This window comes from Streptomyces sp. NPDC051822 (genome assembly GCF_044452745.1).
Taxonomy (GTDB): domain Bacteria; phylum Actinomycetota; class Actinomycetes; order Streptomycetales; family Streptomycetaceae; genus Streptomyces.
Genome location: NZ_JBITBZ010000009.1, coordinates 255,642 through 281,705, shown reverse-complemented (window position 1 = coordinate 281,705; position 26,064 = coordinate 255,642). Strand labels below are relative to the sequence as shown.

Genomic DNA, 26,064 nt, shown 5'->3' with positions numbered 1-26,064 from the left:
TCTCCCTGATGGGCCTTACCGCGCAGTAAGGTTACCGGCTAGTTACGTCACGTGAAGCAGGCAACGCACCGACGCACGACCTCAGTTCATCGCGCAGACCGAGGAGCCGCACGTGTCCGTCGTCACCGCCCCGCCCCCCGCCGAACCGGTCGAGCCGCACAAGACCCTGGTCGACGGCGTCGTGCGGGAGGCCTCCGTGCCCGCCCTCGTCCCGGTGATCCGCCGCGGCTCCCTCGCCGACCTGCCGTACGACAACGCCCGCCAGGAGCCCGAGGCCGTCCTCTTCTCCCGCAAAGGGCCGGAAGGGGAGTGGTACGACGTCACGGCCTCCCGCTTCGCCGCCGACGTGCACGCCGTCGCCAAGGGCCTCATCGCCCACGGCCTGCGCCCCGGCGACCGGCTCGCCCTGATGGCCCGCACCACCTACGAGTGGACCCTGATCGACTTCGCCGCCTGGGCCGCGGGACTCGTCACCGTCCCCGTCTACCCCACGTCCTCCGCCTTCCAGACCCGCTGGATCCTCCAGGACTCCGGCGCCGCCGCCTGTGTCGTCGAGGACCCCGAACAGGCCCGGCTCGTCTCCAACGAGCGGCGGCAGCTCCCCGGCCTCGCCCACCTCTGGGTCCTCGACGCCGGCGCCGTCGACCAGCTCCGCAGGGCGGGCACCCGCGTCGCCGACGAGGCCGTCACCGCCCGCCGCGGGCTGCTCACCCCGGAGACCCTCGCCACCCTCGTCTACACCTCCGGCACCACCGGCCGGCCCAAGGGCTGCGCCCTCACCCACGCCAACTTCTTCGCCGAGGTCGACAACGCCGTCCGGCTCCTCCACCCCGTCTTCGTCGCCGAGAGCAGCGAGCCCCCCGCCACCCTGCTCTTCCTGCCGCTCTCCCACGTCTTCGGACGGATGGTCGCCGTCGGCTGCGTCCGCGCCCGGGTCCGCGTCGGGCACGCGCCCTCCGTCGAGGGCGACGAACTCCTCACCGACATGGCCGCCTTCCGGCCCACGTTCCTGCTCGCCATCCCGTACGTCCTGGAGAAGGTCTACAACACGGCCCGCGCCACCGCCGAACGCGGCGGCAGGGCCGCCTCCTTCGACCGCGCCGCCCGGGTCGCCCGCCGCTACGGGCAGGAGGAGGCGCCCTCGCTCGCGCTGCGGGCCACCAGGGCGCTGTACGACACGCTCGTCTACCGGCGCATCCGGGCCGTGCTCGGCGGCCGGGTGAAGTACGTGATCTGCGGCGGCTCCCCGCTCGGCGCGCGGCTCGCCGAGTTCTACGCGGGCGCGGGCGTCGAGGTCTTCGAGGGGTACGGCCTGACGGAGACCACGGCCGCTTCGACGGTCACCCCGCCGCAGCGGCCCCGCACCGGCACCGTCGGCTGGCCGCTGCCCGGCACGTCCGTCCGGATCGCCGACGACGGCGAGGTCTGGCTCAAGGGCGGCCACGTCTTCGCCGGGTACTGGGACGCCCAGCGCGGGACGGCCGTCCCGTACACCGACGACGGCTGGTTCCCCACCGGCGACCTCGGCTCCCTCGACGCCGACGGCTATCTGCGGATCACCGGCCGCAAGAAGGACATCCTCATCACCTCGGCCGGCAAGAACGTCGCTCCCGCACCCCTGGAGGACTGGCTGCGCACCCATCCCCTGGTGGCCCAGTGCGTGGTTCTCGGCGACGACCGCCCGTACATCACGGCCCTGATCACCCTCGACCACGAGGGTCTCACCCACTGGCGGCGGATGCGGCACAAGGACCACCTCGCGCTGTGGGAGCTGGCCACGGACGAGGAGCTCCTCGGCGTGCTCCAGCGCGCCGTGGACGAGGCCAACCGGCTGGTCTCACGGCCGGAGTCGATCCGTGCCTTCCGGATCCTGACCGCCGAGTTCTCCGAGACCTCCGGGCACCTGACCCCGTCCCTGAAGCTCAAACGGCGGGCGGTGCTGCGGGACTTCGCGCGGGAGATCGAGGAGATGTACGGGGAAGGGGGCACCCCGTAGGGGGTGCCCTGCGCCGTGATGCCCTGTGCCGTGATGCTCCGTGCCGTGCCCTCCTCCCGGGCGTCCTCACACCGTGAGGGGCACCTCGTGGATCTCGTCGGCCGCGTGGCCCGTGCGGGCGTGGACCCTCGCGACGGCCTCCTTCGACGGGCCGTGCGACAGGCAGTAGACGGTGCCGGACTCCGGATCGGCCCACGCCTTCTCGAAGTGGACGCCCTCGTTCTTCTCGACGGCGAGGTCCGCCTCGTGCGCTTCCCTGAGCTGTTCGGCCGTGATGCCCACCATGCCCCGGTGCACGTCCATGTACGTAGCCATGGTCACCCACCTCCACTTTCCATGGTGCGCCCTCAGGGCCAGAGCAGCTCGCGCAGCCAGCCACCGCCGGCCGCCGGGTCGCGGCGGTAGCGCAGGCGCTGGTGGCGGCGCCGTCCGTCGCCCTGGAAGAACTCGACCTCGGCCGGTTCGACGACGTACAGGGTCCAGGTGGGGGACGGGGCGTCCGGCTCCGCCTCCGCCCTGCGCCAGGCCGCCGCGCTGGCCTCCGCGAGGGTGTCGGACGAGTCCAGGACCTCGCTCTGCCGGCCGACGAGCGCCGAGGCGAGGGCGCCGGTGGTGCGGGCGTGGAGGTCCGCGTACGCCTCCTCGGGGGTGCCGGTGGTGACGTGGCCGCGGATCCGGACCTGGCGGCCCTGGACCGGCCAGTAGAAGCCGAGGGCGGCCTCGGGGCGGGCGGCGAGCTGGCGGCCCTTGGCGCTCGTGGAGTGCGAGGCGAAGTGCCAGCCGCGCGCGTCCGCGTCGTGCAGCATCACCGTACGGACGTCCGGCCTGCCGTCCTCGTCGGCGGTGGCGAGGGAGAGGGTGTGCGGCTCGGTCTGGCCGGCCGCGACCGCCGACGTGAACCAGTCGTGGAAGAGGGGAAGCGGCTCGGGCGGGGCGCCCGCCGGGTCGAAGGACGGCAGCTCGGTGTCCCAGACCTTCAGGGAGCGCAGGGCGTGGTGGAAGTCGGTCATGCGGCCACGGTAGGCCGGGACGGCCGGTCCGCGAGCGGGATCGGGGCCCCGGCGGCCGGAACCGGCGGGTCCGTGAGCTCGACCGCGTTCGCCGCCGCCTGGATCTCGTCGCGGATCTTCCTGGCGATGAGGTTCTTCCACGGCGTCCTCGGCAGGGTCCGCACCATGAACATGCGCAGCGCGATCTTCCACTTCGAGTCCACGGTCATCTCCTTGACGAAGCTCTCCGCCATCCGCTGGTTGCGTTCCACGCCCGGCCGCATGTGCGCCTCATAGCGCGCGAAGGCGACGGTGTGGTCGCCGCCGGCCCGGGCGAGTTCGCCCGCCAGGACGTACGCGCCGGTGAGGGCGAGTCCGGTGCCCTGGCCGGAGGCGGGGGAGGAGCAGTGGGCGGCGTCGCCGAGGAGGACGACGCGGCCCCGGGACCAGCGGTCCATCTCGACGAGGGAGATCGAGTCGAAGTAGAAGTCGTCGGCGTCGGCCGCGTGGCCCAGGAGCCGGGGGATCTCCCAGCCGTCGCCGTCGAAGGTGTCGGCGAGCAGCCGCTTCTGGGCGGCGGTGTCCCGGTGGTGGTACGGGAGTTCCTCGGGCGAGGAGAAGACGAAGAGGTTCTTGGCGTCGCTCTCGCCGGCCGAGCTGTAGACGCTGACCAGCTTGCCGGGGAGCGCGTGGTACGTCTCCCAGCGGTCCAGGCCCAGGTGGTTGGGGGCGGTGAAGATGGAGACGTACGCCCCGAGGTGGCGCTTGTACCGCTCCTCGGGGCCGAGGGCGAGGCGCCGGGTGTTCGAGTGCAGTCCGTCGGCGCCGACGACCAGGTCGAAGCGGCGGACGGTGCCGCTCTCGAAGGTGACGGTGACGCCGCCGCCGTCCTCGGTGTACTCGGCGAGTTCGGCGATCGAGTCGTCGAAGAGGTACTCGACGTCGTCGCGGGTGCGGTCGTGGAGGATGCGGGCGAGTTCGCCGCGCATGATCTCGTCGTCCTCCTCGACGCGTCCGCCGAAGATGTCGGCGGGCAGTTCGCCGATGGTGCGGCCCTTGTCGTCGACGTACGAACCGCCGCGCATGCCAGTGGAGTTGGCGCGGATCTCGTCGAGGACGCCCATCCGGCGGCAGACCTCGATCGCGGTGCCCCTGATGTCGACCTTGTAGCCGCCGGTGCGCAGTCCGGGGGCGCGCTCGACGACGGTGGCGGTGAAGCCGTAGCGGTGGAGCCAGAGGGCGAGGGCGGGTCCTGCGATGGAGGCGCCGGAGATCAGGACGGTCTTGGCGGGCTTCGCGGTGTCGCTCATGACGGGACTCCTTGTCGGGTGTCTGCGGGCCGTTCTCCTGCCCGCGGACTTGACTATACGGATGTCCTACACGTCTGTCTATGACGCTTGTATAGATTCTTGCCGTGCCGGTCGGGGTCAGCCCCGGCCGAGGACCACCGTCCCCGAGGAGCAGAACCAGCCCCCGGTCCCCGAGGCCACCGCCACCTCCGGCAGGCTCCCGTCCCGGCGGCGCACCTGGAGGCCCGGCGCCTCCCCGCGCAGCTGCCGCACCGCCTCCACGAGGAGGAAGAGCCCCCGCATGCCCGGGTGGCAGGCCGACAGGCCGCCGCCGTCCGTGTTCACCGGCAGCCGGTCCTTCTCCTGGACGAACGGGCCGCCCTCCCCCTTCGCGCAGAAGCCCAGGTCCTCCAGGGTCACCAGGGTCATGTAGGTGAAGGCGTCGTAGATCTCCGCCACGTCGACGTCTCCGGGCCCGATGCCCGCGCGCTCGAAGGCGAGCCGGCCGCTGACCGCCGCCGGGGAGACCGTGAAGTCCTCCCACTCGGACATCGTGGTGTGCGAGACGTGCTCGCCGGTGCCCAGTACCCAGACCGGGGCGGTGCGGCAGTCCTGGACGTACTCCTCGGCGACGAGCAGCACCGCGCACCCGCCGTCGCTGCGCAGGCAGCAGTGCAGCTTGGTGAAGGGGTCCGCGATCATCGGGCCGTCCAGGACCTCGTCGACGGTGATCGGGTCGCGGAACATCGCCTCCGGGTTGAGCGCCGCGTTCGCCCGCGTCCGGACGGCCACCTCGGCGAGCTGTTCCAGGGTCGTCCCGTACTGGTGCATATGGCGGCGCGCGGCCATCGCGTACTTGGCGATCAGGGTGTGCCCGTATGGGACCTCGAACTGCAGCGGGCCGCGCGCCCCGAAGGAGAGGTTCGCGGTGCGCCGCCGGGCGCGGATGTCGGCGCGCGCGGTGGAGCCGTACACGAGGAGGACCGCGTTCGCGTGGCCGGCGGCTATCGCGTCGGCGGCGTGCGCGGCCATGACCTCCCAGGTGGCGCCGCCGACGGCGGTCGAGTCCACCCAGCGGGGACGAAGCCCCAGGTACTCGGCGACCTCGACCGGGGCGAGGGTGCCGAGCCCCGCCGACGCCAGGCCGTCGATCAGCGAGCGGTCGAGGCCGCTGTCCGCGAGCGCCCGCCGGGCGGCCTGGGCGTGCAGCGCGTACGGCGTGGCCTCGTCGACCCGGCCGCAGTCGGCGAGGGCGACGCCTGCGACGGCGACGCGGCGGGCGGGGCGCTGGGTGGCATCCATATTTCTGACGGTACATCAGATCAGCGGAATCGGAACGGGTGTCTCTCTGGGCAAGTGGCGCCGGAGAGACCTAGCATGACGGACCGTCAGATACGGAGGGAGCCTCATGGACGCCGCCGAAAGCGCAGCGCTCACCGCCCCGCCCACCGAGCAGCAGCAGGAGATCCGCCGCACCCTGCGGGGCCTGCTCGCCGAACGGGCCGGGCCGCACCAGAACCTCGTGGCCACCGCCACCCCCCAGGGGTACGACCCCGAGCTGTGGACCCGGATGTCCGGCGTCCTCGGCCCCGCGGGCCCCGGCCCCGCCGGACTCGCCGCCGCCTGCGAGGAGACCGGCCGCGCCCTCGCCCCCTGCCCGCTCCTCGCCACCCGCGTCCTCGCCGCCCCGCTCCTCACCGCCCTCGGCACCCCCGCCCAGCGCGCCGCGCACCTCCCTCGCCTCGCCGCCGGAAGCCTCACCTGCGCCCTCGCCGTCCCCGGCGGCGCCCTCGCGCTCGCCCTCGGCCTCACCGGCGACAACGCCGCCGAGGACTGGTCCGGCGGCGGCCGGGCGGGCGGCGTCCAGGCCCGTCAGGACGGGGAGGGCTGGCGGCTGTACGGCGAGGCCGCCCAGGTCCTCGACGGACACAGCGCGGGACTGCTGCTCGTCGCCGCCCACACGGGGGGCTTCGCCCGCAGCCGTACCCTCCTCTTCCTCGTACGGACGGAGGACGCCGGCGTACCCGGACTCGTCCGCACCCGGCAGCCCGCCCTGGACCCCACCCGGCCCCGGGCCACCGTCCAGTTCCGCGACACCAGGGCCGAACTCCTCGGCGCGGAACCGGCGGACGTCCTCGGCGCGCTCGCCGCCACCGGCCGCCGGGCCGCCGTCATGCTGGCCGCCGAGGCCGTCGGCGCGGCCCGGGCGGCCCTCGACCGGGCCGTCACCCACGCCCGCTCCCGGGCCGGCCGCGCCGGCTCCCGTGAGGTGGTCGCCCACCGGCTCGCCGACCTCTCCGTCCAGGTCGAGGCCGCCCGCACCCTCACGTACAGCGCGGCGGGCGAACCGGGGCCCGGATCCGGGCCCGAGGGCGGGCCTGAGAGTGGGCCGCTCGCGCTCGCCCACGCCCTGGAAGCCCTGCGCGCCGCCGCCGAGGAGGCCGTCCGGCCGGCCGACGCCACCGCGCCCTTCGCCGGCCGGGCCGCCTCCGACGAACTCCTCTTCGGCCCCGTACGGCGACTGCGCGCACGGGCGGCGGAACGGACCGGACTCCTCCGAGAGGTGGCGGCGTAGATGCCCGTCGGACGCAGGCTCGTACAGAAGGTGTCGTCGACCCGGACCTTCGCCCGGATCGGCCCCCACGTCATCCCCGCCATGGACAAGGCCGTGCACCGGCTCACCCGGGGAAAAGTGCTGCTCAGCGCCCAGATGCTGCCCGGGGTGGTGCTCACCGCGCGGGGCGCGAGGAGCGGGGTGCCCAGGGTCACCCCGCTCGCCTGCATGCCGGAGCCCGACGGCGGCTGGCTGCTCGTGGGCTCCAACTTCGGCCGCCCCGGGCACCCGGCCTGGACGGCGAACCTGCTCGCCCACCCGGACGTCGAGGTGAACTGGCGGGGCGCCGACATCCCCGTACGGGCGGAGCTGCTCACGGGGGAGGAGCGGGCGGCGGCCTGGCGGGCGGCGCTCGCGTTCTGGCCGCCGTACGCCACGTACCAGGCCCGGGTGGACCGCGAGATCCGGCTCTTCCGGCTGACGCGACGGTGAGGGGGGCCGTCCCGACGCTCCGGGGGGCGGCCGGACACACGGCGACGCCGACGGCGGTCCGTGGGGGCGGGCCGCCGTCGGCGTCGACGACAGGACGGATGAAGGAGTTGTCGTTTCCGGAGATCCGGGCGGCTATCTGGCCGGCTTCTTGCCGGTGATGCCCAGATGCACCAACAGGGCTAGGTTGGGCTTGAGTTCGGCCTGCTTCACGCCCCAGGTCGTGAAGCCCTTCTGGTGGCCCGCGACCGAGGCGAGCATCGCCACGAGCGAGCCCGCCATGGCGGCGGGGCTGACCTCCTTGTCGACCTTGCCCTTGGCCTGGAGCTCCTTCACCGCGTCCGTGAGGGAGTTGGTGACCGAGTTCAGGATCTTCATGCGGATCTTGTAGAACCGCTTGTCGCCCTCCGCGGCGCCGAGGTCCACGACCCGGAGGATCGCGTCGTGCTTCCGCCAGAAGTCCAGGAAGCCTTCGACGAGTTCCTCGGAGGTCTGCCAGCCGGCCTTGCCGACCCAGGAACGGCCGGACACCAGCGCGGTCAACGCGGCGCCCTCCTTGGCCATTTCCTCCGCGATCTCGAGAACGGCTCCCTCGACGTCCGGGAAGTACTGATAGAACGTCGCGGGTGAAGTACCCGCCTTCCGGGCCACATCGATGACCTTGACGTCCCGGTAGGGCGAGGAGCTGAGCATCTCACCGAGGCAGTCGAGCAGCTTCTGCCGCGTCGCCTGACCGCGTCGTCCGGCCACGCGGCCGTCGACGGTGCGTACTTGTCCTGTCATGCCGTCAGCTTACCGAGGGGGGGTCGGCGCGCGATTCGGCCGACTGCAAATGGGGTGCGACCCTGTTCCGCGGGTGTTCTGCGAGGTCGACGCGGGTCTCCGGCTCCGACGCCGAGGGGCGGGTTCAAGCCAGGCGGGGTGGCGTCGGCGTCAGGCCGGGGGAGTCCCGTACCCGAATAGTCTTATGAACAGCCTGTGGACAACTTCGGTGGACAACTCAGGCGCCCCAAGGGTTCTGGGCTGATAAATCGCCTATCTGTTCGTATATCGGGGCGTGCGGGCGCCCCTTCTCCGTCCTAGCGTGGTGACATGGCCGTACGTACTGAGGGCACCCCCTGCTGGGTGGACGCACAGCTTCCCGACCTCGAAGCGGGCAAGCGCTTCTACGGCGAGCTGTTCGGCTGGACCTTCGACCCCGACCGCGACGAGGCCCTCCTCGACGGGCGACGCGTCGCCGGGCTCCTCCCCAAGCGCGACGGCCGCATGCCCACCACCTGGACCCTCTACCTCGCCACCCGCGATGCGGGCAGCCTCGCCGCCCGGATCAAGGCCGCGGGCGGGCAGATGATCATGGAGCCGTACCCCGTCGGACCCTTCGGCGTCCTGGCGCTGGCCGCGGACCCCGGCGGCGCCGTGATCGGGCTCCGCCAGGCGGGCGACGACGACGGCTTCGAGGTCACGAACGAACCGGGCTCCTTCTGCTGGATGGAGGTGTACACGCGCCGGCCGGAGGCCACCGACACCTTCTACGCCCGCGTCTTCCACTACCTCGGCCGCCAGGTGGACGCCGGGGAGGAGGGCAGGGAAGCCGGCTTCGACTACCGCGTCTGGTCACCGCCCGGCTCCCGCACCGGCGACGACAGCGCCTTCGGCGGGCGCGCCGTCATCACCGACGACTTCCCCGCCGAGATGCCCGGCCACGTCCTCGTCTACTTCGCCGTCCGCGACTGCGACCAGGCCTGCGCGACCACCGTCCGCCTCGGCGGCCGTGTCGCCACCCCCGCCTTCAGTACCCCGCACGGCCGTATCGCCGTCCTCCACGACAACCAGGGCGCCCGCTTCGCCGTCCTCGCCGAACCGACGACGGAACCGACGACGGAACCGACGGTGGAAGCGGTGGCGGAACCGGCCGCAGTACCGGCCGCGGAACCGAAACCGGCCGGTACGGCCTGAGACGTCCCCACCTGTACGGGCCCGGCGCACCCCGCACCGGGCCACCCCGTTATCGCCCGTGACACCCCGATCCGCCCCCGGGTTCGCAACCGGGCCCTCGGACAGGAAGAATCAGGGCCACGGGGCCGTACCCTCATGGCCCGTACGGGGAGGTGGCAGGCAAGTGGAACAGCTGACGCAGCACGACCCGAGACGTATCGGGCCCTTCGAGGTGCTGGGCCGGCTCGGCGCGGGCGGAATGGGCCTGGTCTATCTCGCGCGCTCGGCCTCGGGCCGGCGCGTGGCGATCAAGACCGTGCGCACGGAGCTCGCGGAGGACCAGCTGTTCCGGGTCAGGTTCACCCGGGAGGTGGAGGCCGCGCGGGCGGTCTCCGGCTTCTACACGGCCGCCGTCGTGGACGCCGACCCCCGGGCAGCCGTGCCGTGGCTGGCGACCGCCTACGTCCCCGCGCCCTCGCTCGAAGAGATAGTGAACGAGTGCGGACCGCTCCCGGCCCAGGCCGTGCGCTGGCTGGCCGCCGGTGTCGCCGAGGCCCTGCAGTCCATCCACGGTGCGGGCCTGGTCCACCGTGACCTCAAGCCCTCCAACGTCCTCGTCGTCGAGGACGGCCCCCGGGTGATCGACTTCGGCATCGCGTCGGGCGTGTCCAACACGCGCCTGACCATGACCAATGTCGCCGTCGGCACCCCGGCCTACATGTCGCCCGAGCAGGCCCGCGACTCGCGCAGCGTCACCGGCGCGAGCGACGTCTTCTCGCTGGGCTCCATGCTGGTCTTCGCCGCCACCGGCCACGCGCCCTACCACGGTGCCAACCCGGTCGAGACGGTCTTCATGCTGCTCCGCGAGGGCCCCGACCTGGAGGGGCTGCCCGAGGAGCTGCGCCCGCTCATCGAGTCCTGCATGCAGACGGACGTCAGCCGCCGGCCCTCCCCGGCCGATCTCCAGGCGCAGCTCGCCCCCCATCTCTTCGGCCCCGGCAGCGACGACAGCGGTACGGCCTCGGCCTGGCTGCCGGAGAGCGCCACCGCCATGATCGAGACCCGCCGCGGCGGCCGTCCGGCTCCGGCGCCGACCGCGCCGCCGATGCCGCCGCGCCCGCCCCGGCAGCCCGCCGAGCACGGCGGCGACCCGCGCTTCCCGGAACCCGCGCCCGTCGGTGGCGGGGGCGGCCGGCATGCCGATCCCGCGCCCGTCGGCGGTGGCCGGCACGCCGGGCCCGCCGAGAGCGCGGGCGGGCCCGTACGCCTCGGCGGCGCGACCGTGCCGATCGGGCCCGGCCCCCGGGTCGCCGACACCCGTGCCGCGCTCGCCGTCGGCCGGAGCCCCGACGCAGGCCCGGCGACCGGCTGGATCCGCCCGCCCGGCGGCGGTCCGCACGGCGCCGAGCCCGGACCGTTGCCCGGTGCGCGTCCGGTGAGCGTTCCCTCGCAGGGTTCCGAACCGGCCCCGCCGCCGGAGGCCGGTCCCTGGCGGCCGTGGCGGTTCCGCATGTCGAACGACGTGTGGGGCACCCCGGTCGTGGACGGCGACCTGCTGTACGTCACCTCGTTCGAGGTGCACGCCCTGGACACCGGCAGTGGCCGGCGCCAGTTCAAGACCCGGGACGTGGCCTGGTCCATGGCCGTCGCCTCGGGCCGTATCCACGCCTCCGACGGGCCGACCCTCTACGCCCTCGACGCGACCGACGGCAGCGAGCGCTGGCGGCTGCGGACGGACGCCTGGGTGTACTCCCTCCAGGTGGACCGGGGCACGGTCGTCACCGGTACGCGCGGTGGCGGGGTGCAGGGCTGGGAGGCCTCCAACGGCGCCAAGCTGTGGGAGATCACCGGCGCCCAGACGGACTTCGAGACCCCGGAGGCGGGGCCCGCCGTGCACGGGGACACCGTGTACGTGTGGCGGGACGCCCGGCTCCAGGCCCTCGACGCCCGTACGGGCACCGAGCGCTGGTCGTACCCGGTCGGCGACGCCGCCTCCTGCGCCGGTGTGCCGGTCCGGGTCGCCCCGGCCGAGGACGGCTGCGTGTACGTCTCCGCCGGGACCCGGGTGCTGTCGATCGACATCGCCGCCGGGCACGTCCGCTGGCACTTCGAGGCGCCTGCCGTCTTCCTCTCCCCGCCCGCGTTCGCGCCGGGCCCGGCGGTGACGGGCGGCGGGGTGTACCTCTCGGACCACCTCGGCACGGTGTACGCGATCGACGCGACCACCGGGCAGGACCGCTGGCGTATCGCGACCGAGCCGCGCCAGTCGACCGAGCCGGTGCTCGTCGCCGACGGCAACGTGCACGTCGGCAGCGGCAGCGCGCTCTACACGCTCGACGCGGTCACCGGCACCCCCAGGTGGCGGTTCGCGGCTGGCGGCGAACTGGTCGGCTCGCCGGTCGTCGCCGACGGCCGGGTGCACTTCGGTTCGGCCGACCACGTCCTGTACACCCTTGACGCGACCGGCGGTCAGCTGCGCTGGAAGCTCGCTACCGGCGGCGAGATCACCGGCTCGCCGGTGGCCAAGGGCGGGGTCGTGTACGCGTGCAGCAAGGACCGGTGCGTGTACGCGCTCGACGCGGTCAAGGGCACGGCCACCGGGCGGGGTTCGGGCGGACGGTAGGCAGCCGCGCCGGGAGCCCTGCCCACTGCTTCGGCGGCCTACTGCTTCGGCGGCGGCGGGTTCTCCCGGTCCGGGTCCCAGGTCGGCACGTGGAACGTCCGCGTCGCCGCGTACGGCGCAGAGGCCTGCGGGTGCTGGTCAGGCCCGTGGGTGGTGTCGTCCGGCGGCGGGCCGTCGAGCGTGGGATGGGTGGGCCGGGGTTCCCCGTCCACCCGGTGCCTGCGGGTCCTGCCGGACATGACGAGCGCGCCGAGCAGCAGCAGGACCCCGCCGCCGAGGGCGTTCGCGACCCCGTCGCCGAGCCCGGCGCCGTCGCCGCCGACCGTGAGGCTGCCCTCGGCCTGCCCGACCCGCACCATCCACAGGATCGTGAAGCCGAGGACGACGAGCCCGGCGAGGGCGACGAGCAGCCGGGAGCGGAACACCACCCCGAGGACGGTCAGGAGCGCGGCGAAGAGGAAGGGCGCGAGGATCGAGCCGAGTACGTCCGCCTTGGCGTCGGTGATACCGGTGAACAGCTCGTCGATCGCGTAGTCGCGCCCGTGACGGCCGTCGTACCAGGCACGGAAGGGGCTCCAGACGGCGGCCGTCGCTCCGGCGAGAGCCAAAACCGAGCCGACGATGTTGCGAATCATCGATACGGCCTCCCAACGGTTCCGGCTCTCTCGCTCCCGACGCTACGCCGGGTGAGGGGGGCCCGCCACGCGGCACAGGACGCCCCCTAGAGTGGCGCGGACACGACAGGGAGAACGGGGAACGGCGATGGTACGCACACGCCTGAAGCTCGCGGCGACGCTCACGGTGGTGGTGCTCGCGCTGACCGGTTTCCACACCGGCCACGGCAGCAGCAGCGGCGGCAGCGGCGGCGGCAGCGGGAAGAGCAAGAGCGGCAAGAGCCGCTCGGACGACTCCGGCGGCGGCTGCTCCAGCGACGAGAAGAGCAACGACGACTACAGCGGCTCGGGCAGCGGCTCGGACAGCTCGGGCGGCTCCGGTGGCCAGACCACGTACGCCCCGACGCCGACCGCCACCTCGACGGCGGACGTCCACGTCTCCGTCGTCGACTGCGTGGATCCCGCGCGGAAGAAGCGCAAGGGCAAGCCCGCCCGCAAGGCGGACCTCACGGCGACGGTGAAGGTCACCTCGAACGCCGACACGGAGAAGACGTTCCGGATCGTCGTGGTGTTCAAGGGGGCGAGCGGCGGCGCGGTGGACCAGGTCAGCACCGACGTCACGGTCGAGCGCCGGGGCACGAGGACCGTCGAGGTCGAGATGGCGCGCCCGGAGAACGTCGGCCAGGTGAAGGAGTGCTGGGCGTACGACATGGGTGTGGAACCGGGAGCCACCGCCTCCACCGCGACGCCCTCGCCCACCTCGTCCTGAGCCCCGGGTTCACGTCCTGAACCCCGGGCCTACGTCCTGAGCCCCGGGCCTACCTCGTCCTGAACCCCGCGCCCCGCCGGGTGAACAGCTCCGCCTGCCGGTCGCCCGGCAGGTTGCCCAGCGCGACCAGGTGCGGCGCGTGGGCCAGCGCCTGGGCCCGGGCCGTCTCCTTCACCGACCAGAGCGCCCGGACCGTCCCCTGCACCGCCTCCGTCGGGTACGAGGCGATGACGGCGGCGGCCCCGCGGGCGGCGGCCAGCGCCCCGCCGGGCTCCGTCACCTCGCTGACGAGCCCCGTCTCGTACGCCCGCCGGGCCGAGATCCGTTCCGCGCCGCCCATCAGCGCCATCCGGGCGACCTCCCCGTGGGGCATCCGCTGCGCCATGTGGACGGTCTCGAAGGCGCTGACCATCCCGTAGGTGGTGTGCGGGTCGAAGAAGGTGGCGCCCTCGCCGGCGATCAGGAACTCGGACTCGCCGAGCAGGTAGAAGGCCCCGCCGCAGGCCATGCCCTCGACGGCGGCGATCACCGGTTTCCACAGGTCGTTCGCCTTGGGGCCGATCGTGAGGAGGGGGTCGTCGATCGTGTACGGGGAGGAGGGCTGGGGGACGTTCCCGGCGGCCTCCCGGTCGATCCCGGTGCAGAAGGCCCGCCCCCCGGCCCCGGTGACGACGATCGCGCGGACGTCGTCCTCGTACCGGAACCCCTTCCACACGCCGCCGAGTCCGCGGGCCATGTCCAGGGTGATCGCGTTGTGCTTCTCCGCCCGGTCGAGGGTGACGACCGCGACCCCGGTCTCCCTGTCGCGGTCGACCGTGACGCCGGGGGTGCTCACCCGCGCTCCAGGAGCCAGCGGGGGACGGTGACGCCGTCGACCTCGGTGAAGGCCACCTTCACCGGGGCGCCGATGCGCAGCCGGGCCGGGTCGACCGAGTTCAGGGGGGCGTCGGGGGCCGTGACGACGTTGCCCGCGAGGCGGATGCGGGGGGCGTCGGCGAGCTCGACGAGGACCGCGTTGTAGCCGGGCTGGGCGGCGTAGTCGGGCAGGAGGGGCGGGTGGGGCAGGACGTACGACCAGATCCGGCCGCGTCCGCTCATGAGCCGCCAGGCGCTCGCGAAGGACTGGCAGTGCGGGCAGCAGGGGCGGGGCGGGAAGCGGAGTTCGCCGCAGTCGGCGCAGCTCTGGACGCGCAGTTCGCCCTGGGCGGCGTACTCCCAGAAGGGGGCGCCGTCCTCGTCGGGCACGGGGGTCAGCATGGCGGATCAGCTCCTCAGGCGCGCAGCAGGACGGCCGACGTGGGGACGCCCTCGCCGGCCGTGACGAGGCAGGTGGCGGCGTCGGGGACTTGGGCGGTGGAGGTGCCGCGGAGTTGCTTCACGCCCTCGGTGATGAGGTTGAAGCCGTGGACGTACGCCTCCGAGAGGCCGCCTCCGCCGGTGTTGAGGGGCAGCCGGCCGCCGATCTCCAGGGCCCCGCCCTCGGTGAAGGCGGCGCCCTCGCCGCGCCCGCAGAAGCCGTAGCCCTCCAGGGAGAGCGGGACGAGCGGGGTGAAGGCGTCGTAGATCTGGGCTACGTCGACGTCCTGGGGGCCGAAGTCGGCGTGCTTCCAGAGGTGGCGGGCGGCGGTCCAGGCGGGTCCGGACAGCGGGTCGTCGTTCCAGTAGTTGACCATGCCGTGGTGCTGGGCGGGCAGGCCCTGGGCGGCGGCGTGCACGTACACCGGCTTCCGCCGGCAGTCGCGGGCCCGTTCGGCGGAGACGATCACGCAGGCGAGGGCGCCGTCGGTCTCCAGGCAGTTGTCGAAGAGGCAGAGGGGTTCGCTGATCCAGCGGGAGGTCATGTACATCTCGCGGGTCAGCGGGCGCTCGTACATGATCGCGGCTGGGTTCTGGTTGGCGCGGTTGCGGCAGGCGAGGGCGACGTTGAAGAGGTGGTCGCGGGTGGCGCCGTACTCGTGCATGTAGCGGCGGGCGAGCATGCCGATCTCGTCGGCGGGGCGGAGCAGCCCGAAGGGGCGGGTCCACTGTCCTGGGGTGGGCAGCTGGACGGCGGTGTTCTTCCAGGGGCGGGGTCCGCTGCCCCGCTTCCTGGACCGCCAGGCGACGCCGACGCTCGCCTGGCCGGTGGCGACGGCGGCGGCGAGGTGTCCGACGGTGGCGCAGGAGCCGCCGCCGCCGTAGCCGATCTTGGAGAAGAAGGTGACGTCCCCGGCGCCGATTGCCTTGGCCACCTCGACCTCGTCGGTCTCCTCCATGGTGTACGAGGCGAAGGCGTCGACCTCGGAGGGGGCGATCCCGGCGTCGTCGAGGGCGGCGAGGATCGCCCGGCAGGCGAGGGCCTTCTCGGTCTCGGGGAGCTGTTTCGCGAAGGCGGTCTGGCCTATGCCGACGATGGCGGTGGCGTCCTTGAGCACGGAACCTCCCGATGCGGCAGCGGTGCTGACAGCGCGTCAGGTTACAACTAATCTGACGGATAGTCAGCTACTGGAGGTGGGGTATGCGCGGAGACCTGGAATGGGGCACGATCCCCGGTCTCGTACGGGCGGCGGCCGAGCGGTACGGCGCACGGGAGGCCGTAGCCGACGGCCGTACCCGCGTCGGCTACGCCGAACTCGGCGAGCGCGTCGAACGGGCCGCCGCCGCCTGCCTCGCCACCGGGATACGGGCCGGCGACCGGGTGGCGATCTGGGCCCCCAACACCCTCGACTGGATCGTCGCCGCCCTCGGCGCCGTCACCGCCGGCGCCGTCCTCGTCCCCCTGAACACCCGATTCAAGGGCCCCGAGGCCGCCGACGTCCTCCAGCGCTCCCGGGCCAGGCTGCTCTTCGTCACCGGCACCTTCCTCGGCACCTCGTACGTGGCCTCCCTGCGTCGCTCCCGCGTCGAACTCCCGCACCTGGAGCGGGTCGTGGTCCTCGGCGACACGGCACCCGACGACGCGGCCTGGACCACCTGGAAGGCGTTCCTCGCGGAGGGCGACACCGTCCCGGCCGCCCGCGTCCGCGCCCGGGCCGACGGGATCGACCCCGCCGCCCCCTCCGACATCATCTACACCTCCGGTACCACCGGCCGCCCCAAGGGCGCCGTCATCAGCCACGCCCAGAGCCTGCGCTGCTACGCCATCTGGTCCGAGCTCGCCGGTCTCCGCGAGGGCGACCGCTACCTCGTGGTCAACCCCTTCTTCCACACCTTCGGCTACAAGGCCGGGATCCTGGCCTGCCTGATGCGGGGCGCGGTGATCGTCCCCCAGTCCGTCTTCACCGTCGACACGGTCCTCGCGAACATCGCCGCGGAGCGCGTCACCGTCCTCCCCGGCCCGCCCACCCTCCACCAGTCGCTCCTCGACCACCCCGCCCGCCCGGCCCACGACCTCACGTCCCTCCGCCTCGTCGTGACGGGCGCGGCCGTGGTCCCCCTCCGCCTCGTCGAGCGCCTGCGCACCGAACTCGGCGTCGGCACGGTCCTCACCGCGTACGGCCTCTCCGAGGCGAGCGGCATCGTCACCATGTGCCGGCGCGACGACCCGGACGAGACCGTCGCCACGACGTCGGGCCGCCCGATCCCCGGCACGGAGGTCCGCCTCTCGCCGACCGGGGAGGTCCTGGTCCGGGGCCATCACGTGATGAGCGGCTACTTCGAGGACGAGCGGGCGACGGCGGAGGCGATCGACGCGGACGGCTGGCTCCGCACCGGCGACATCGGCGTCCTGGACGCGGCGGGCAACCTGCGGATCACCGACCGCCTCAAGGACATGTTCATCGTGGGCGGCTTCAACGCCTACCCGGCCGAGATCGAGCAGCTCATCGGCCTCCACCCGGACATCGCGGACGTCGCCGTCATCGGCGTCCCCGACCCGCGCCTCGGCGAGGTCGGCAAGGCGTTCGCGGTACGGAGGGCGGGGGCGCGGGTCACGGCGGACGACCTGATCGCCTGGTCGAGGCGCGAGATGGCGAACTACAAGGTGCCGAGGCAGGTCGAGTTCGTGGAGGAGCTGCCGAGGAACGCGAGCGGGAAGGTGGTGAAGGGGCAGCTGCGGGCGCGGGCGGACGGCTGACGGGCAGGGGGCGGAGAGGCCCGGTGGGACGCCACCGAAGGCCGGCCGCGTCGCAACCAACTCCCCTCGTGTACACGTCATATGGGCAGTCCTTCACCTCCCCCTCTCCAGGAGCAGCCGGTGTCGACGCAAGAGATCCCCCTCACCCTCACCCCGCAGCAGGCAGCCCAGGGCGTGATCATCACCGTCCAGCTGCCGACCGGCCCCGCCCACCTCACCGTCCGCCCCTGCCGCCACGGCGAACTCGTCGCGGCCCGGCTCGGCGACGGCACGGTCCACCTGCGGATCACGGTCGCCGGAGCGCAGCAGGGCAAGAAGTCGGGCGTCCTCGGCTGCCTGATCCCCCTCTTCGTGATCGGCGCGATCATCGGCGGCGTGTCCCTCCTGGCGGAGGACGGGGACGACAACGCCGGCTCCAGGGGCCCGGGCCCGGTCCCGACCTTCTCGTACGAGCCCCCGCCGAGCTTCGACCTCGACCCGGCCCCCACGGCGACGGCCACGGCCACTCCCACGGAGGAGGAGCCCGACCCGTACGAGAAGGGCACCTGCCTCAACGGCGACCTCCCGAACTCGGAGACACCGCAGAGCGTCAGCGGCGTCGACGAGGTCCCCTGCTCGGCGTCCGACGCCCACTACAAGGTGATCCAGACGTTCCCCTTCACCTCGGACATGAACAGGTGCAACGCCAACCCGAAGACCGAGTACGCCTTCTCCCACCGCTACACGATGAACGGCACCACGATCAACGAGTACGTGTACTGCCTGGTGGGCCTGGGCTCCTACGCCCGCTGACCCGGACGTACGAGGACGACGGCCGGGCGCTCGCCCGGCCGGGTGACGTCGGGCGTATCCCCGCCGCCTCGCCCCGGACCCGGCGATACGCTCCGGAACCCGGCCCCCGGATCGCGCGAGGAGCACCCCATGAGGGCGACGGGCCCCGTCACGGTCGCCACCGTTCTGGCCGCCGCCCTTCTGCTCAGCCCGCACGCGGCGGCGGCCCCGGTCGCGCCCGCGCCCTGCGTGCGCGGCGAGTCCGAGGCCCGTGGCGACTCCAGCGTGGACGGCAAGGAGCTGCGCTGGGAGGACGACAGCAAGTACAACGACCCCCTGAAGTGGGCCCACGAGGTCTGGTCCCTCGGCCTGGTGAAGATCGCCCCGGACGGCGCGGGCAGCGTCAACGACCTGGAGTGGCGGGACTACTCCAAGGCCGACGGCCACGCGGGCTACTGGCAGGGCAAACCGGGCGTCGACTACATCTACCTGAACTCCTACTACCTCGACGGCCGCTACAAGGACCGCGCCTCCCGGCGGCACGTCGCCGTCCACGAGCTCGGGCACGCCCTCGGGCTGTGCCACAAGCCGGACACCTGGGCCTCCGTCATGTGGACGAAGGTCGTCGACAACCCGCCGACCGAGCCGACGCACCGCGACGAGGCGAACTACCGGAAGCTGTGGAAATGACCAGGAAGCCCAGGAATCCCAGGAAGCCGATGCGGATCGCCGGTCTCGCCGTCGCCGGCACGCTCGTCCTCGGAGCCGTCGGCTGGGCCGCGACGGACGCCTTCACCACCCGCCGGGCGCCCGTGCACGCCCTCTGTCTCCCGGACCTCTCCCGCGACGAGTACGTCCCGGCCGCCATGAGCCGCCTCGCCTACGCCACCGTCGAGGAGACCGTCGGCTACGACACCGACACCGACGGCGACACCGGCGGCATCCAGCGGGTCCGCCTCCGCGTCCTGCGGCCGCTGAAGGGCGAGGGCCCCACGACCGTCACCCTCGGCCAGGGTGTGGGCAAGGACCCCGAGGGCCACTACACGAGCCACGACCCGCAGTATCCGGTGCTCCGCCCCGGCCACACGTACGTCGTCGGCTACACCCCCGACCCCGCGTACGGCGACGGCTACACCCGCTACGCCAAGGAGGAACCGGACTCCGCCCTCGTCCGCTGGACGAACCACGTGGCCCGCGGCCTGGTGGGCCCGGCGGACCCGGCCTGCGCCGAGGGCGCGTGAGCGCCGGTCGGGCGCGCGCACGAGAGAGGGGCCGGGCAGATGCCCGGCCCCTCCTGTTCGGTGGTCCGATCGCGTCGCGCACGGGCCCTGCCCGGACGGATCCCCCCTGGTTCCGCCGGGCGTCCCCCGAGCCCGTGTGCTCCCCCGTCGACCGGACCTCCCTGGTGGGCCCCGGCGGCTCCCCCGAAGTCGCCGCCGCGGCCGCTCCCCGTCGGGAGTGGTCTACTTGGCCGGCTCCGTCGTCACGTGGAGGTTCTCGGTCGAGGCTCCGCCGCCGAGTACCTTGTCCGCGATGGCGTCGGCCGGCTCTGTGGTGACGTGCAGGTTCTTGGTGCCGATCTGGTCGGTCTCCGTGCCGGTGACGTGCAGGTTCTCCGGCTTGATGATCGGATCCGTGGCGTCGATGTCGCCCATGGTGACCCCTCCTGGTGGATGGCTTCGCGTGCTGGTGGTGGAGCCCGTCCGGCTGTTCCCCCGAGGACGGCCGGACGGGCTCCGCTGGGCCGTTCACCCTAGTGCGCCCGGGTGATGACCTCACCGGCGACCCGTCTGCCCCCCGACGCGACGGATCGATGAGATGAAGTCTGCCGGGGGGCGATAAACGAATGATGAACGCCGGCGGCGACTGCCGGGTCAGGCCGCCGCGAGCGGCGCGAGCAGACCCCTGACTTCGCTCGCCTCCGGAGCGGACAACTCCTCGTAGATGTCCAGCGCTTCCTGCCAGCAGACCTGGGCGCGGCCCGTCTGCCCGATGGCGTGGAGGGCCCGGCCGAGGACGGTGAGGACGTTGCCCCGCCGCCAGTCGCCCCCGATCCCCCGGAGCACGGTCAGCGCCTTCTCGGCGCCCGCCGCCGCCGCCCCGTACCGCTGTGCTCTGATGTCGACCTCCGCGAGGCGGAAGAGGGTCATCCCCTCCCACAGCCGCTGCCGGCTGTCCACGAAGACGTCCAGCGCCTCCCGGAGCCGCTCGGCGGCCGCCATGAGCTGCCCGCTCTCGGTGAGCGCGAGGCCGAGCGCGTACCGGCCGTTGGCGCCCTTGAGCGCGTGCCCCATGTCGTCGTACATGTCGGCGCCCTGCTGGGCCATGCGGACGGCGTCGTCCTGGCGGCCCGCGGCGAGCCGCAGCCGGGACAGGTTGCACAGGGCGGACGCCTCGCCCGCCCGGTCGCCGGCCGCCCTGAACTCGGCGATGGCGAGGGTGAAGTGCCTGTCCCCGTCCTCGTGCCTTCCCTGGTACAGCGCGATGGCGCCCATGGCGTTCATCGCCCAGCAGACGGGCAGCGGATCGTCGACGGACCGCGCCATCCGGGCGACCTCCTCGGCCTCGCGGCCGGCCTGGTCGAAGCGGCCCTGGTAGTGGTGGACGTACGCCAGCGTGTTGGCCGCCCGGCCCTCCGCCCGTACGTCGCCGGCCGCGCCCGCCGCCCCCCGCAGCACCGTCGCCACCGCCTCGTACTCCTTCGAGTTCGCGCCCGACTCCGCCAGGTCCAGGGACGCCCACAGGAGGTCCACCGCCCGGCGGAGGGTGGTGGGGGACGCGGCGGACTGGCGGACCGTGGCCAGGAGGCAGTTGGCCTCGGCGTACAGCCAGTCCTGGGCCTCGTGGCGGTCCGTGAAGGTCAGGCCCTCGTAGCGGGTGGGTTCCAGGTGGTCGACGAGGCGGTCGCCGGGGCGTTCGATCGCGTACACCCGCGCCGCCGTCGACAGGTAGAAGTCCAGGAGGCGGGACATCGCCGACTCCTTCTCCGACGGCGGCTGTTCGTCGCGGTCCGCGCACGCACGCGCGTAGAGCCTGACCAGGTCGTGGTACCGGTAGCGGCCGGGCGCCGCCGACTCCAGGAGGGACGTGTCGACCAGGGCCTCCAGGAGGTCCTCCGTGTCCCAGAGGGGCAGGTCGAGGACCGCCGACGCCGCCGCGAGGGAGATGTCCGGACCGTCTGCCAGGCCCAGGAGGCGGAAGGCGCGGGCCTGGGCCGGTTCCAGCTGGCCGTAGCCGAGTTCGAAGGTGGCCTTGACCGCGAGGTCGCCCGCCTGGAGTTCGTCGAGGCGCCGGCGCTCGTCCGCCAGCTTGGCCGCGAGGACGGAGACCGTCCACGTGCGGCGGGCCGCCAGGCGGGACGCGGCGATGCGGATCGCCAGGGGAAGGAAGCCGCAGGCCGCGACCACGTCCAGGGCCGCTTCCCGTTCCGCCTGGACCCGCTCCTGCCCCACGATCCGCGTGAAGAGCTGCAGGGCCTCGTCCGGGGACATCACGTCCAGGTCCACCAGGTGCGCGCCCGCCAGGTCGACCATGCGGATGCGGCTGGTGACCAGGGCCGCGCAGCCCGCCGTGCCGGGCAGCAGGGGGCGGATCTGGGCGGCGTCCCGCGCGTTGTCCAGGAGGACCAGGACCCGGCGGCCGTCCAGCGTCGAGCGGTAGAGCGCCGCCCGGTCGTCGAGCGAGTCCGGGATCGCCGAGTCGGGCGTGCCGAGGGCCCGCAGGAACGAGCCGAGGACCGTCTCCGGTGCGGCGGCGCGGTTGCCCGCGCCCTGGAGGTCCACGTACAGCTGCCCGTCCGGGAAGTGCGGCCGTGCCTCGTGGGCCACGTGCACGGCGAGCGTCGTCTTTCCCACGCCTCCGATGCCCGCGAGCGCCGATACGGCCATGACGTGGCCCTCGGCCGTCGACAGGCGGGCGCCGAGTTCCCGTACGAACGCGGCCCTGCCCGTGAAGTCCGGTACCGTCGCCGGGAGTTGGGCCGGGCGGGCGATCGGTGCGGCGGCCGGGACCGCCTCCTCCACCGGGCGGGCGAGTTCGGTGTCGCCCTGGAGGATGCGCTGCTGGAGCCGGGACAGTTCGGGTGTCGGGTCGACGCCCAGCTCGTCGGCGAGGAGCCGGCGCGTGTCCGCGTACACCGCGAGCGCCTCGGCCTGCCGCCCGCTGCGGTACAGCGCGAGCATGAGCAGCTCGCGGAGCCGCTCGCGCAGCGGATGCGCGGCGGTGAGCGCGGTCAGCTCGGACACGGCCTCCGCGTGCGCGCCGACCTCCAGGTCGATGTCCAGGCGGGTTTCGAGGAGCGTGAGCCGCCACTCCTCCAGGCGGGCCCGCTGGGTCTCGGCGTACGGGCCGGGTACGGACGCCAGGACCTCGCCGTCCCACAGGTCGAGCGCCTCCGCGAGCCGCGCGCGGGCGGCCGTACGGTCACCGCCCGCCCGCAGCTTCTCCGCCTCGGCGGCCAGCTCCTGCGCGGCGGCCACGTCGAGCGCGTCGGGGGTCGTCCGGAGCGCGTAGCCGCCGGACTCGCTGACCAGGACCTTCGGGTCGAGGGCCTTGCGGAGCCGGGAGGCGTACGTACGGACCGCGGCGAGCGCCTGCGAGGGCGACTCCTCGCCCCAGAGCGCGTCGATCAGCTCGTGCGCGGTGGCGGTACGCCCGCCGCGCAGGAGCAGGGCGGCGAGCAGGGCCCGCTGCTGGGGCGATCCGGTGGGCACGGGTTCGCCGTCGCGCCAGGCCCGTACGGGTCCGAGCACGGCGAAGCGCAGCGAGGCGGCGGCGCGGGGGGATGTGGTGCCGCTTCCGGGTTCCGTGGTGGCGTTTCCGGTGTCCGTGGTGGCGGCCGCGCTGTCGGAGCCCGCGCCCGCGCTGTCGGAGCCCGCGCCCGCGCCCGAGCCCGCGCTCACGCCGAAGCCGGAGCTGGAGCCCCCGCCCGTACCGGACCCGGCACCCTTGCCCACGCCGGAGCCGGCACCCGCGCCCGTCCTCGGAGCCCGCTGTACCGGAACTCGCGCTCCGTCCTCACGGTCCATAGCTCCCCCTGCCCGTACCGCTGGTTTCGCCCAGGACAGTCTGCCTTGTCCGGAGGGAGTCCGTCAGCATCGGGTCGGCCGCAGTGCGACCGGTCGTGAGGCCGTCACAGGGCCTTCACACCGTCGCCCACACCCTCACGCGTACCGCCGATCTGACGCAGAGGAGCTGACGGACCGTCAGATCGGCGCTACCGTGAAAGCCATGGAGAGTGAAGAGATCACGGAGACCTTCCCGAAGATCATCTCGGTGGACGACCACACCGTGGAGCCCCCGCACGTCTGGCAGGACCGGCTCCCGGCCCGGTACCACGGCACCGGCCCCCGGATCGTCCGTGCCCCGCTCAAGGAGATGACCTTCCTCGGCGGGAAGTTCGCCCCGGTCATGGGCGCCAAGGGCGACGACGGGCCCGTGGGTGACTGGTGGGTGTACGAGGACCTGCACCGGCCCCTCACCCGGCTCGACACCGCCGTCGGCTACGACCGGGACGAGATACGGCTCGAGGTCATCACCTTCGAGCAGATGCGCCCGGGGTCCCACTCGGTCCCCGACCGCCTCGCCGACATGGACGTCAACCACGTCCAGTCCGCGCTCTGCTTCCCCACCTTCCCCCGCTTCTGCGGGCAGACCTTCACCGAGGCGAGCGACCGCGAGCTGGGGCTGCTCTGCGTCCGCGCGTACAACGACTGGATGGTCGAGGAGTGGTGCGGGCCCGAGGCGCACGGCCGGCTGATCCCGCTCACCCTGATCCCGCTCTGGGACCCGGAGCTGGCCGCCGCCGAGGTCCGGCGGAACGCCGCGCGCGGGGTCCGGGCCGTCGCCTTCTCCGAGATCCCGCCGCACCTCGGGCTCCCCTCGGTCCACACGGACCACTGGGACCCCTTCTTCCGCGCCTGCGACGAGACGGGCACGGTCATCGCCATGCACATCGGCTCGTCCAGCCGGATGCCGTCCACGTCCGCCGACGCCCCGCCGGCCGTCGGCTCCACCATCACCTTCGCCAACTGCTGCTTCTCGATGGTCGACTGGCTGATGAGCGGCAAGTTCGAGCGCTTCCCGAACCTGAGGATCATGTACGCGGAGGGGCAGATCGGCTGGATCCCGTACATCCTGGAGCGCGCCGACGTCGTGTGGGAGGAGAACCGCGGCTGGGGCGGCGTCGCCGAGAAGGTCTTGCGCCCCCCGTCGGAGCTGTTCGCCGGGCACGTCTTCGGCTGCTTCTTCGACGACGCCTTCGGGCTGCGCAACCTGGACGCCATCGGGGCAGGGAACGTCCTGTACGAGACCGACTACCCGCACTCGGACTCCACCTGGCCCAAGTCGCGGGAGGTCGGCGAGGCGCAGATGGGGCACCTGCCCCCGGACGTCGTCGAGCGGATCGTGCGCGGCAACGCCATCGACCTCCTCGGCCTGACCCCGGACGGCCTCTGGCACCCGTAGGGCGGAGTGCCCGCCCCCGGCCCCGGGTGCGTGCGTCAGGCGTGCGTGTCGGGCGGGCGCGTCAGGCCGGTGCGATGCGGGCGCGCAGGAGGCAGAACTCGTTGCCCTCCGGGTCCGCCAGGACGTGCCAGCTCTCCGTGCCGGTCTGGCCGACGTCGGCCGGTACGGCGCCGAGGGCGAGCAGGCGTTCCAGCTCGGCGGCCTGGTCGCGGTCGGTGGCGCTGACGTCGAGGTGGAGCGGGAGCTTCCCGGCTCGGGGAGCGCTGCTGGGGCTGAGGACGAGGGTGGGCTGCGGGCCTCCGAAGCCGACGCCGGGCGGCCCGATCGCGATGCTTCCGTCTTCCTCGCGCTCGATCTCGACGTATCCGAGGACCTCGCTCCAGAACGCGGCGAGCCGTTCGGGGTCGGCGCAGTCGAGGACGAGCTCGCTGATGCGGCATGCCATGCCCGCGAGTCTACGGATCCGACTCCCGAGGGGAGCGGTCGTGACACCGCCCTGGCCCGGCCCTTGTTTGATTGACCGTCAGGGACGAGCATGGGCCGCTGTCCGTACAGTTGACGGAGCGTCAGATCCGGGAGGATTCCCATGGTCGTCTACGGGATGCAGCTGCCCGTCCAGTCCCAGAGCGTGATCTACGCCGAGCCCTGGGAGGCCGGCGCCGGGCCCGGGGACCTGCTCGCCGTCGCACGTGCCGCCGACGCCCACGGCTTCGACTACATCGCCGGCTGCGACCACGTCGCCATCCCGCGCCGCCTCGCCGGGCCGATGAGCACCGTCTGGTACGACCCGGTCGCCACGCTCTCCTTTCTCGCCGCCGCCACCGAGCGCGTCCGGCTCCTCTCGCACGTCGCCGTCGTCGGGCTGCGGCACCCGCTCGTCACGGCGAAGGCGTACGCCACGCTCGACCACCTCTCCGGCGGCCGGCTGGTCCTCGGCGTCGGCGCCGGGCACGTACGGGAGGAGTTCGAGGCGGTCGGCGCCGACTTCGAGCGGCGCGGCGCCGTGCTCGACGAGACCCTCGACGCGCTGCGGGCCGCCCTCGGGACCGAGGAGTACCCGGAGCACGTGGGGGAACGGTTCGCCTTCAAGGACCTCGGACAGCGGCCCCGGCCCGCACAGGAGCGGGTCCCGCTCTGGGTGGGCGGCTCCTCGCCCGCGGCCGTCCGGCGGGCCGCGCTCAAGGGGGACGGCTGGCTGCCGCAGGGCGACCCGCGCGAGAAGCTGCCCGAGCAGATCCACAGGCTGCTCCGGCTCCGCGCCGAGGCCGGGATCGGGGAGCCGCTGACCGTGGGCGCGATCGTCGAGCCGCTGTACGTCGGATCGCCCGGCTGGGACGTGGGCCGCCGCACCCTGAGCGGCCCGCCCGAGGAGCTCGCCGCCTCCCTGCGCGCGTACGGGGAGATGGGCGTCCATCAGATCCAGGTGCGGTTCCGGTCCCGGAGCCGTACCGAACTCGTCGACCAGATGGCGGCCTTCGGGTCGGAGGTCGCCCCCCATCTGTAGGGATACCGGCCA

The 26,064-nt window shown here is 73.3% G+C and carries 24 protein-coding genes; 12 read left to right on the top strand and 12 right to left on the bottom strand.

The features are described 5' to 3' along the window. The first annotated feature begins 112 nt into the window (after positions 1-112). Positions 113-1,996: an AMP-dependent synthetase/ligase gene (locus ACIA8N_RS26365; protein ID WP_365778331.1), complete on the top strand. Its 1,884-nt coding sequence runs from the start codon at positions 113-115 to the stop codon at positions 1,994-1,996. Positions 1,997-2,062: 66 nt separating this feature from the next. Here the strand turns inward: ACIA8N_RS26365 and ACIA8N_RS26360 are convergent, their stop codons facing one another. From ACIA8N_RS26360 to ACIA8N_RS26345, 4 genes are all read right to left on the bottom strand, one after another. After that, the gene (locus ACIA8N_RS26360) at positions 2,063-2,311 is read right to left on the bottom strand and encodes an SCO4226 family nickel-binding protein (RefSeq protein ID WP_365778333.1); all 249 of its coding nucleotides are present in this window, start codon (positions 2,309-2,311) and stop codon (positions 2,063-2,065) included. Positions 2,312-2,343: 32 nt separating this feature from the next. Further along, on the bottom strand, positions 2,344-3,006 hold the full coding sequence (locus tag ACIA8N_RS26355) for a pyridoxal 5'-phosphate synthase (protein ID WP_365778335.1): 663 nt from the start codon (positions 3,004-3,006) through the stop codon (positions 2,344-2,346). Then, a complete protein-coding gene (locus ACIA8N_RS26350) occupies positions 3,003-4,295 on the bottom strand; it encodes an FAD-dependent monooxygenase (RefSeq protein ID WP_365778337.1) in 1,293 nt (430 codons plus the stop codon). Before ACIA8N_RS26350 ends, ACIA8N_RS26355 begins: the two co-directional genes overlap by 4 nt. A gap of 117 nt (positions 4,296-4,412) precedes the next feature. Beyond that, a complete protein-coding gene (locus tag ACIA8N_RS26345) occupies positions 4,413-5,576 on the bottom strand; it encodes a thiolase C-terminal domain-containing protein (protein ID WP_365778339.1) in 1,164 nt (387 codons plus the stop codon). 106 nt (positions 5,577-5,682) lie between these two features. Here ACIA8N_RS26345 and ACIA8N_RS26340 point away from each other — a divergent pair, with 106 nt between their 5' ends. Both ACIA8N_RS26340 and ACIA8N_RS26335 read left to right on the top strand, forming a co-directional pair. Continuing rightward, complete coding sequence (locus ACIA8N_RS26340; protein ID WP_365778341.1) at positions 5,683-6,849, top strand: acyl-CoA dehydrogenase family protein; 1,167 nt, start codon at positions 5,683-5,685, stop codon at positions 6,847-6,849. Next, positions 6,850-7,320, top strand: coding sequence for a nitroreductase family deazaflavin-dependent oxidoreductase (locus ACIA8N_RS26335; protein WP_365778343.1), 471 nt, complete (start codon positions 6,850-6,852; stop codon positions 7,318-7,320). Between the two features lie 132 nt (positions 7,321-7,452). Here ACIA8N_RS26335 and ACIA8N_RS26330 read toward each other — a convergent pair whose 3' ends face one another. After that, positions 7,453-8,100, bottom strand: a complete 648-nt coding sequence (locus tag ACIA8N_RS26330) for a TetR family transcriptional regulator (RefSeq protein ID WP_365778345.1) — start codon at positions 8,098-8,100, stop codon at positions 7,453-7,455. A gap of 309 nt (positions 8,101-8,409) precedes the next feature. Between ACIA8N_RS26330 and ACIA8N_RS26325 the strand changes: the two genes are divergently transcribed. After that, the gene (locus tag ACIA8N_RS26325; protein WP_365778347.1) at positions 8,410-9,273 is read left to right on the top strand and encodes a VOC family protein; all 864 of its coding nucleotides are present in this window, start codon (positions 8,410-8,412) and stop codon (positions 9,271-9,273) included. Positions 9,274-9,436: 163 nt separating this feature from the next. After that, positions 9,437-11,875 (top strand): PQQ-binding-like beta-propeller repeat protein, encoded by a 2,439-nt coding sequence (locus tag ACIA8N_RS26320; protein WP_365778349.1) that lies wholly within the window; start codon positions 9,437-9,439, stop codon positions 11,873-11,875. 38 nt (positions 11,876-11,913) lie between these two features. On the opposite strand, the gene ACIA8N_RS26315 is transcribed toward ACIA8N_RS26320, so the two are convergent. After that, a complete protein-coding gene (locus ACIA8N_RS26315; protein ID WP_365778351.1) occupies positions 11,914-12,510 on the bottom strand; it encodes a hypothetical protein in 597 nt (198 codons plus the stop codon). Between the two features lie 127 nt (positions 12,511-12,637). Here ACIA8N_RS26315 and ACIA8N_RS26310 point away from each other — a divergent pair, with 127 nt between their 5' ends. Next, a complete protein-coding gene (locus ACIA8N_RS26310; RefSeq protein WP_365778353.1) occupies positions 12,638-13,258 on the top strand; it encodes a hypothetical protein in 621 nt (206 codons plus the stop codon). Positions 13,259-13,307: 49 nt separating this feature from the next. On the opposite strand, the gene ACIA8N_RS26305 is transcribed toward ACIA8N_RS26310, so the two are convergent. Genes ACIA8N_RS26305 through ACIA8N_RS26295 form a run of 3 tightly spaced genes read right to left on the bottom strand, consistent with a single transcriptional unit; the run spans position 13,308 to position 15,672 of the window. Further along, complete coding sequence (locus ACIA8N_RS26305) at positions 13,308-14,093, bottom strand: enoyl-CoA hydratase/isomerase family protein (RefSeq protein WP_365778355.1); 786 nt, start codon at positions 14,091-14,093, stop codon at positions 13,308-13,310. Continuing rightward, positions 14,090-14,515 carry a zinc ribbon domain-containing protein gene (locus tag ACIA8N_RS26300; protein WP_365778357.1) on the bottom strand — a complete coding sequence of 142 codons (426 nt, stop codon included), beginning with the start codon at positions 14,513-14,515 and terminating at the stop codon, positions 14,090-14,092. Before ACIA8N_RS26300 ends, ACIA8N_RS26305 begins: the two co-directional genes overlap by 4 nt. Before the next feature lie 14 nt (positions 14,516-14,529). Beyond that, a complete protein-coding gene (locus ACIA8N_RS26295) occupies positions 14,530-15,672 on the bottom strand; it encodes a lipid-transfer protein (RefSeq protein ID WP_365778359.1) in 1,143 nt (380 codons plus the stop codon). An 83-nt stretch (positions 15,673-15,755) separates the two neighbouring features. Between ACIA8N_RS26295 and ACIA8N_RS26290 the strand changes: the two genes are divergently transcribed. The 4 genes from ACIA8N_RS26290 to ACIA8N_RS26275 all read left to right on the top strand — a co-directional run bounded on the left by ACIA8N_RS26290 (position 15,756) and on the right by ACIA8N_RS26275 (position 19,324). Further along, complete coding sequence (locus tag ACIA8N_RS26290) at positions 15,756-17,312, top strand: FadD3 family acyl-CoA ligase (RefSeq protein ID WP_365778361.1); 1,557 nt, start codon at positions 15,756-15,758, stop codon at positions 17,310-17,312. Between the two features lie 120 nt (positions 17,313-17,432). Continuing rightward, positions 17,433-18,104, top strand: coding sequence for a hypothetical protein (locus ACIA8N_RS26285; protein ID WP_365778363.1), 672 nt, complete (start codon positions 17,433-17,435; stop codon positions 18,102-18,104). A gap of 129 nt (positions 18,105-18,233) precedes the next feature. Continuing rightward, positions 18,234-18,773 carry a matrixin family metalloprotease gene (locus ACIA8N_RS26280; protein ID WP_365778365.1) on the top strand — a complete coding sequence of 180 codons (540 nt, stop codon included), beginning with the start codon at positions 18,234-18,236 and terminating at the stop codon, positions 18,771-18,773. Then, positions 18,770-19,324, top strand: a complete 555-nt coding sequence (locus tag ACIA8N_RS26275) for a hypothetical protein (protein WP_365778367.1) — start codon at positions 18,770-18,772, stop codon at positions 19,322-19,324. The genes ACIA8N_RS26280 and ACIA8N_RS26275 overlap by 4 nt, the downstream gene beginning before the upstream one ends. Before the next feature lie 222 nt (positions 19,325-19,546). Here the strand turns inward: ACIA8N_RS26275 and ACIA8N_RS26270 are convergent, their stop codons facing one another. Further along, positions 19,547-19,738 carry a hypothetical protein gene (locus ACIA8N_RS26270; RefSeq protein WP_365778369.1) on the bottom strand — a complete coding sequence of 64 codons (192 nt, stop codon included), beginning with the start codon at positions 19,736-19,738 and terminating at the stop codon, positions 19,547-19,549. 219 nt (positions 19,739-19,957) lie between these two features. After that, on the bottom strand, positions 19,958-23,110 hold the full coding sequence (locus ACIA8N_RS26265) for a BTAD domain-containing putative transcriptional regulator (protein WP_365778371.1): 3,153 nt from the start codon (positions 23,108-23,110) through the stop codon (positions 19,958-19,960). Positions 23,111-23,312: 202 nt separating this feature from the next. Here ACIA8N_RS26265 and ACIA8N_RS26260 point away from each other — a divergent pair, with 202 nt between their 5' ends. Further along, a complete protein-coding gene (locus tag ACIA8N_RS26260; RefSeq protein ID WP_365778373.1) occupies positions 23,313-24,548 on the top strand; it encodes an amidohydrolase family protein in 1,236 nt (411 codons plus the stop codon). Between the two features lie 61 nt (positions 24,549-24,609). Here ACIA8N_RS26260 and ACIA8N_RS26255 read toward each other — a convergent pair whose 3' ends face one another. Then, positions 24,610-24,993, bottom strand: a complete 384-nt coding sequence (locus ACIA8N_RS26255) for a VOC family protein (RefSeq protein ID WP_365778375.1) — start codon at positions 24,991-24,993, stop codon at positions 24,610-24,612. Positions 24,994-25,134: 141 nt separating this feature from the next. Between ACIA8N_RS26255 and ACIA8N_RS26250 the strand changes: the two genes are divergently transcribed. After that, a complete protein-coding gene (locus tag ACIA8N_RS26250) occupies positions 25,135-26,052 on the top strand; it encodes an LLM class F420-dependent oxidoreductase (protein WP_365778377.1) in 918 nt (305 codons plus the stop codon). Positions 26,053-26,064: the final 12 nt, after the last annotated feature.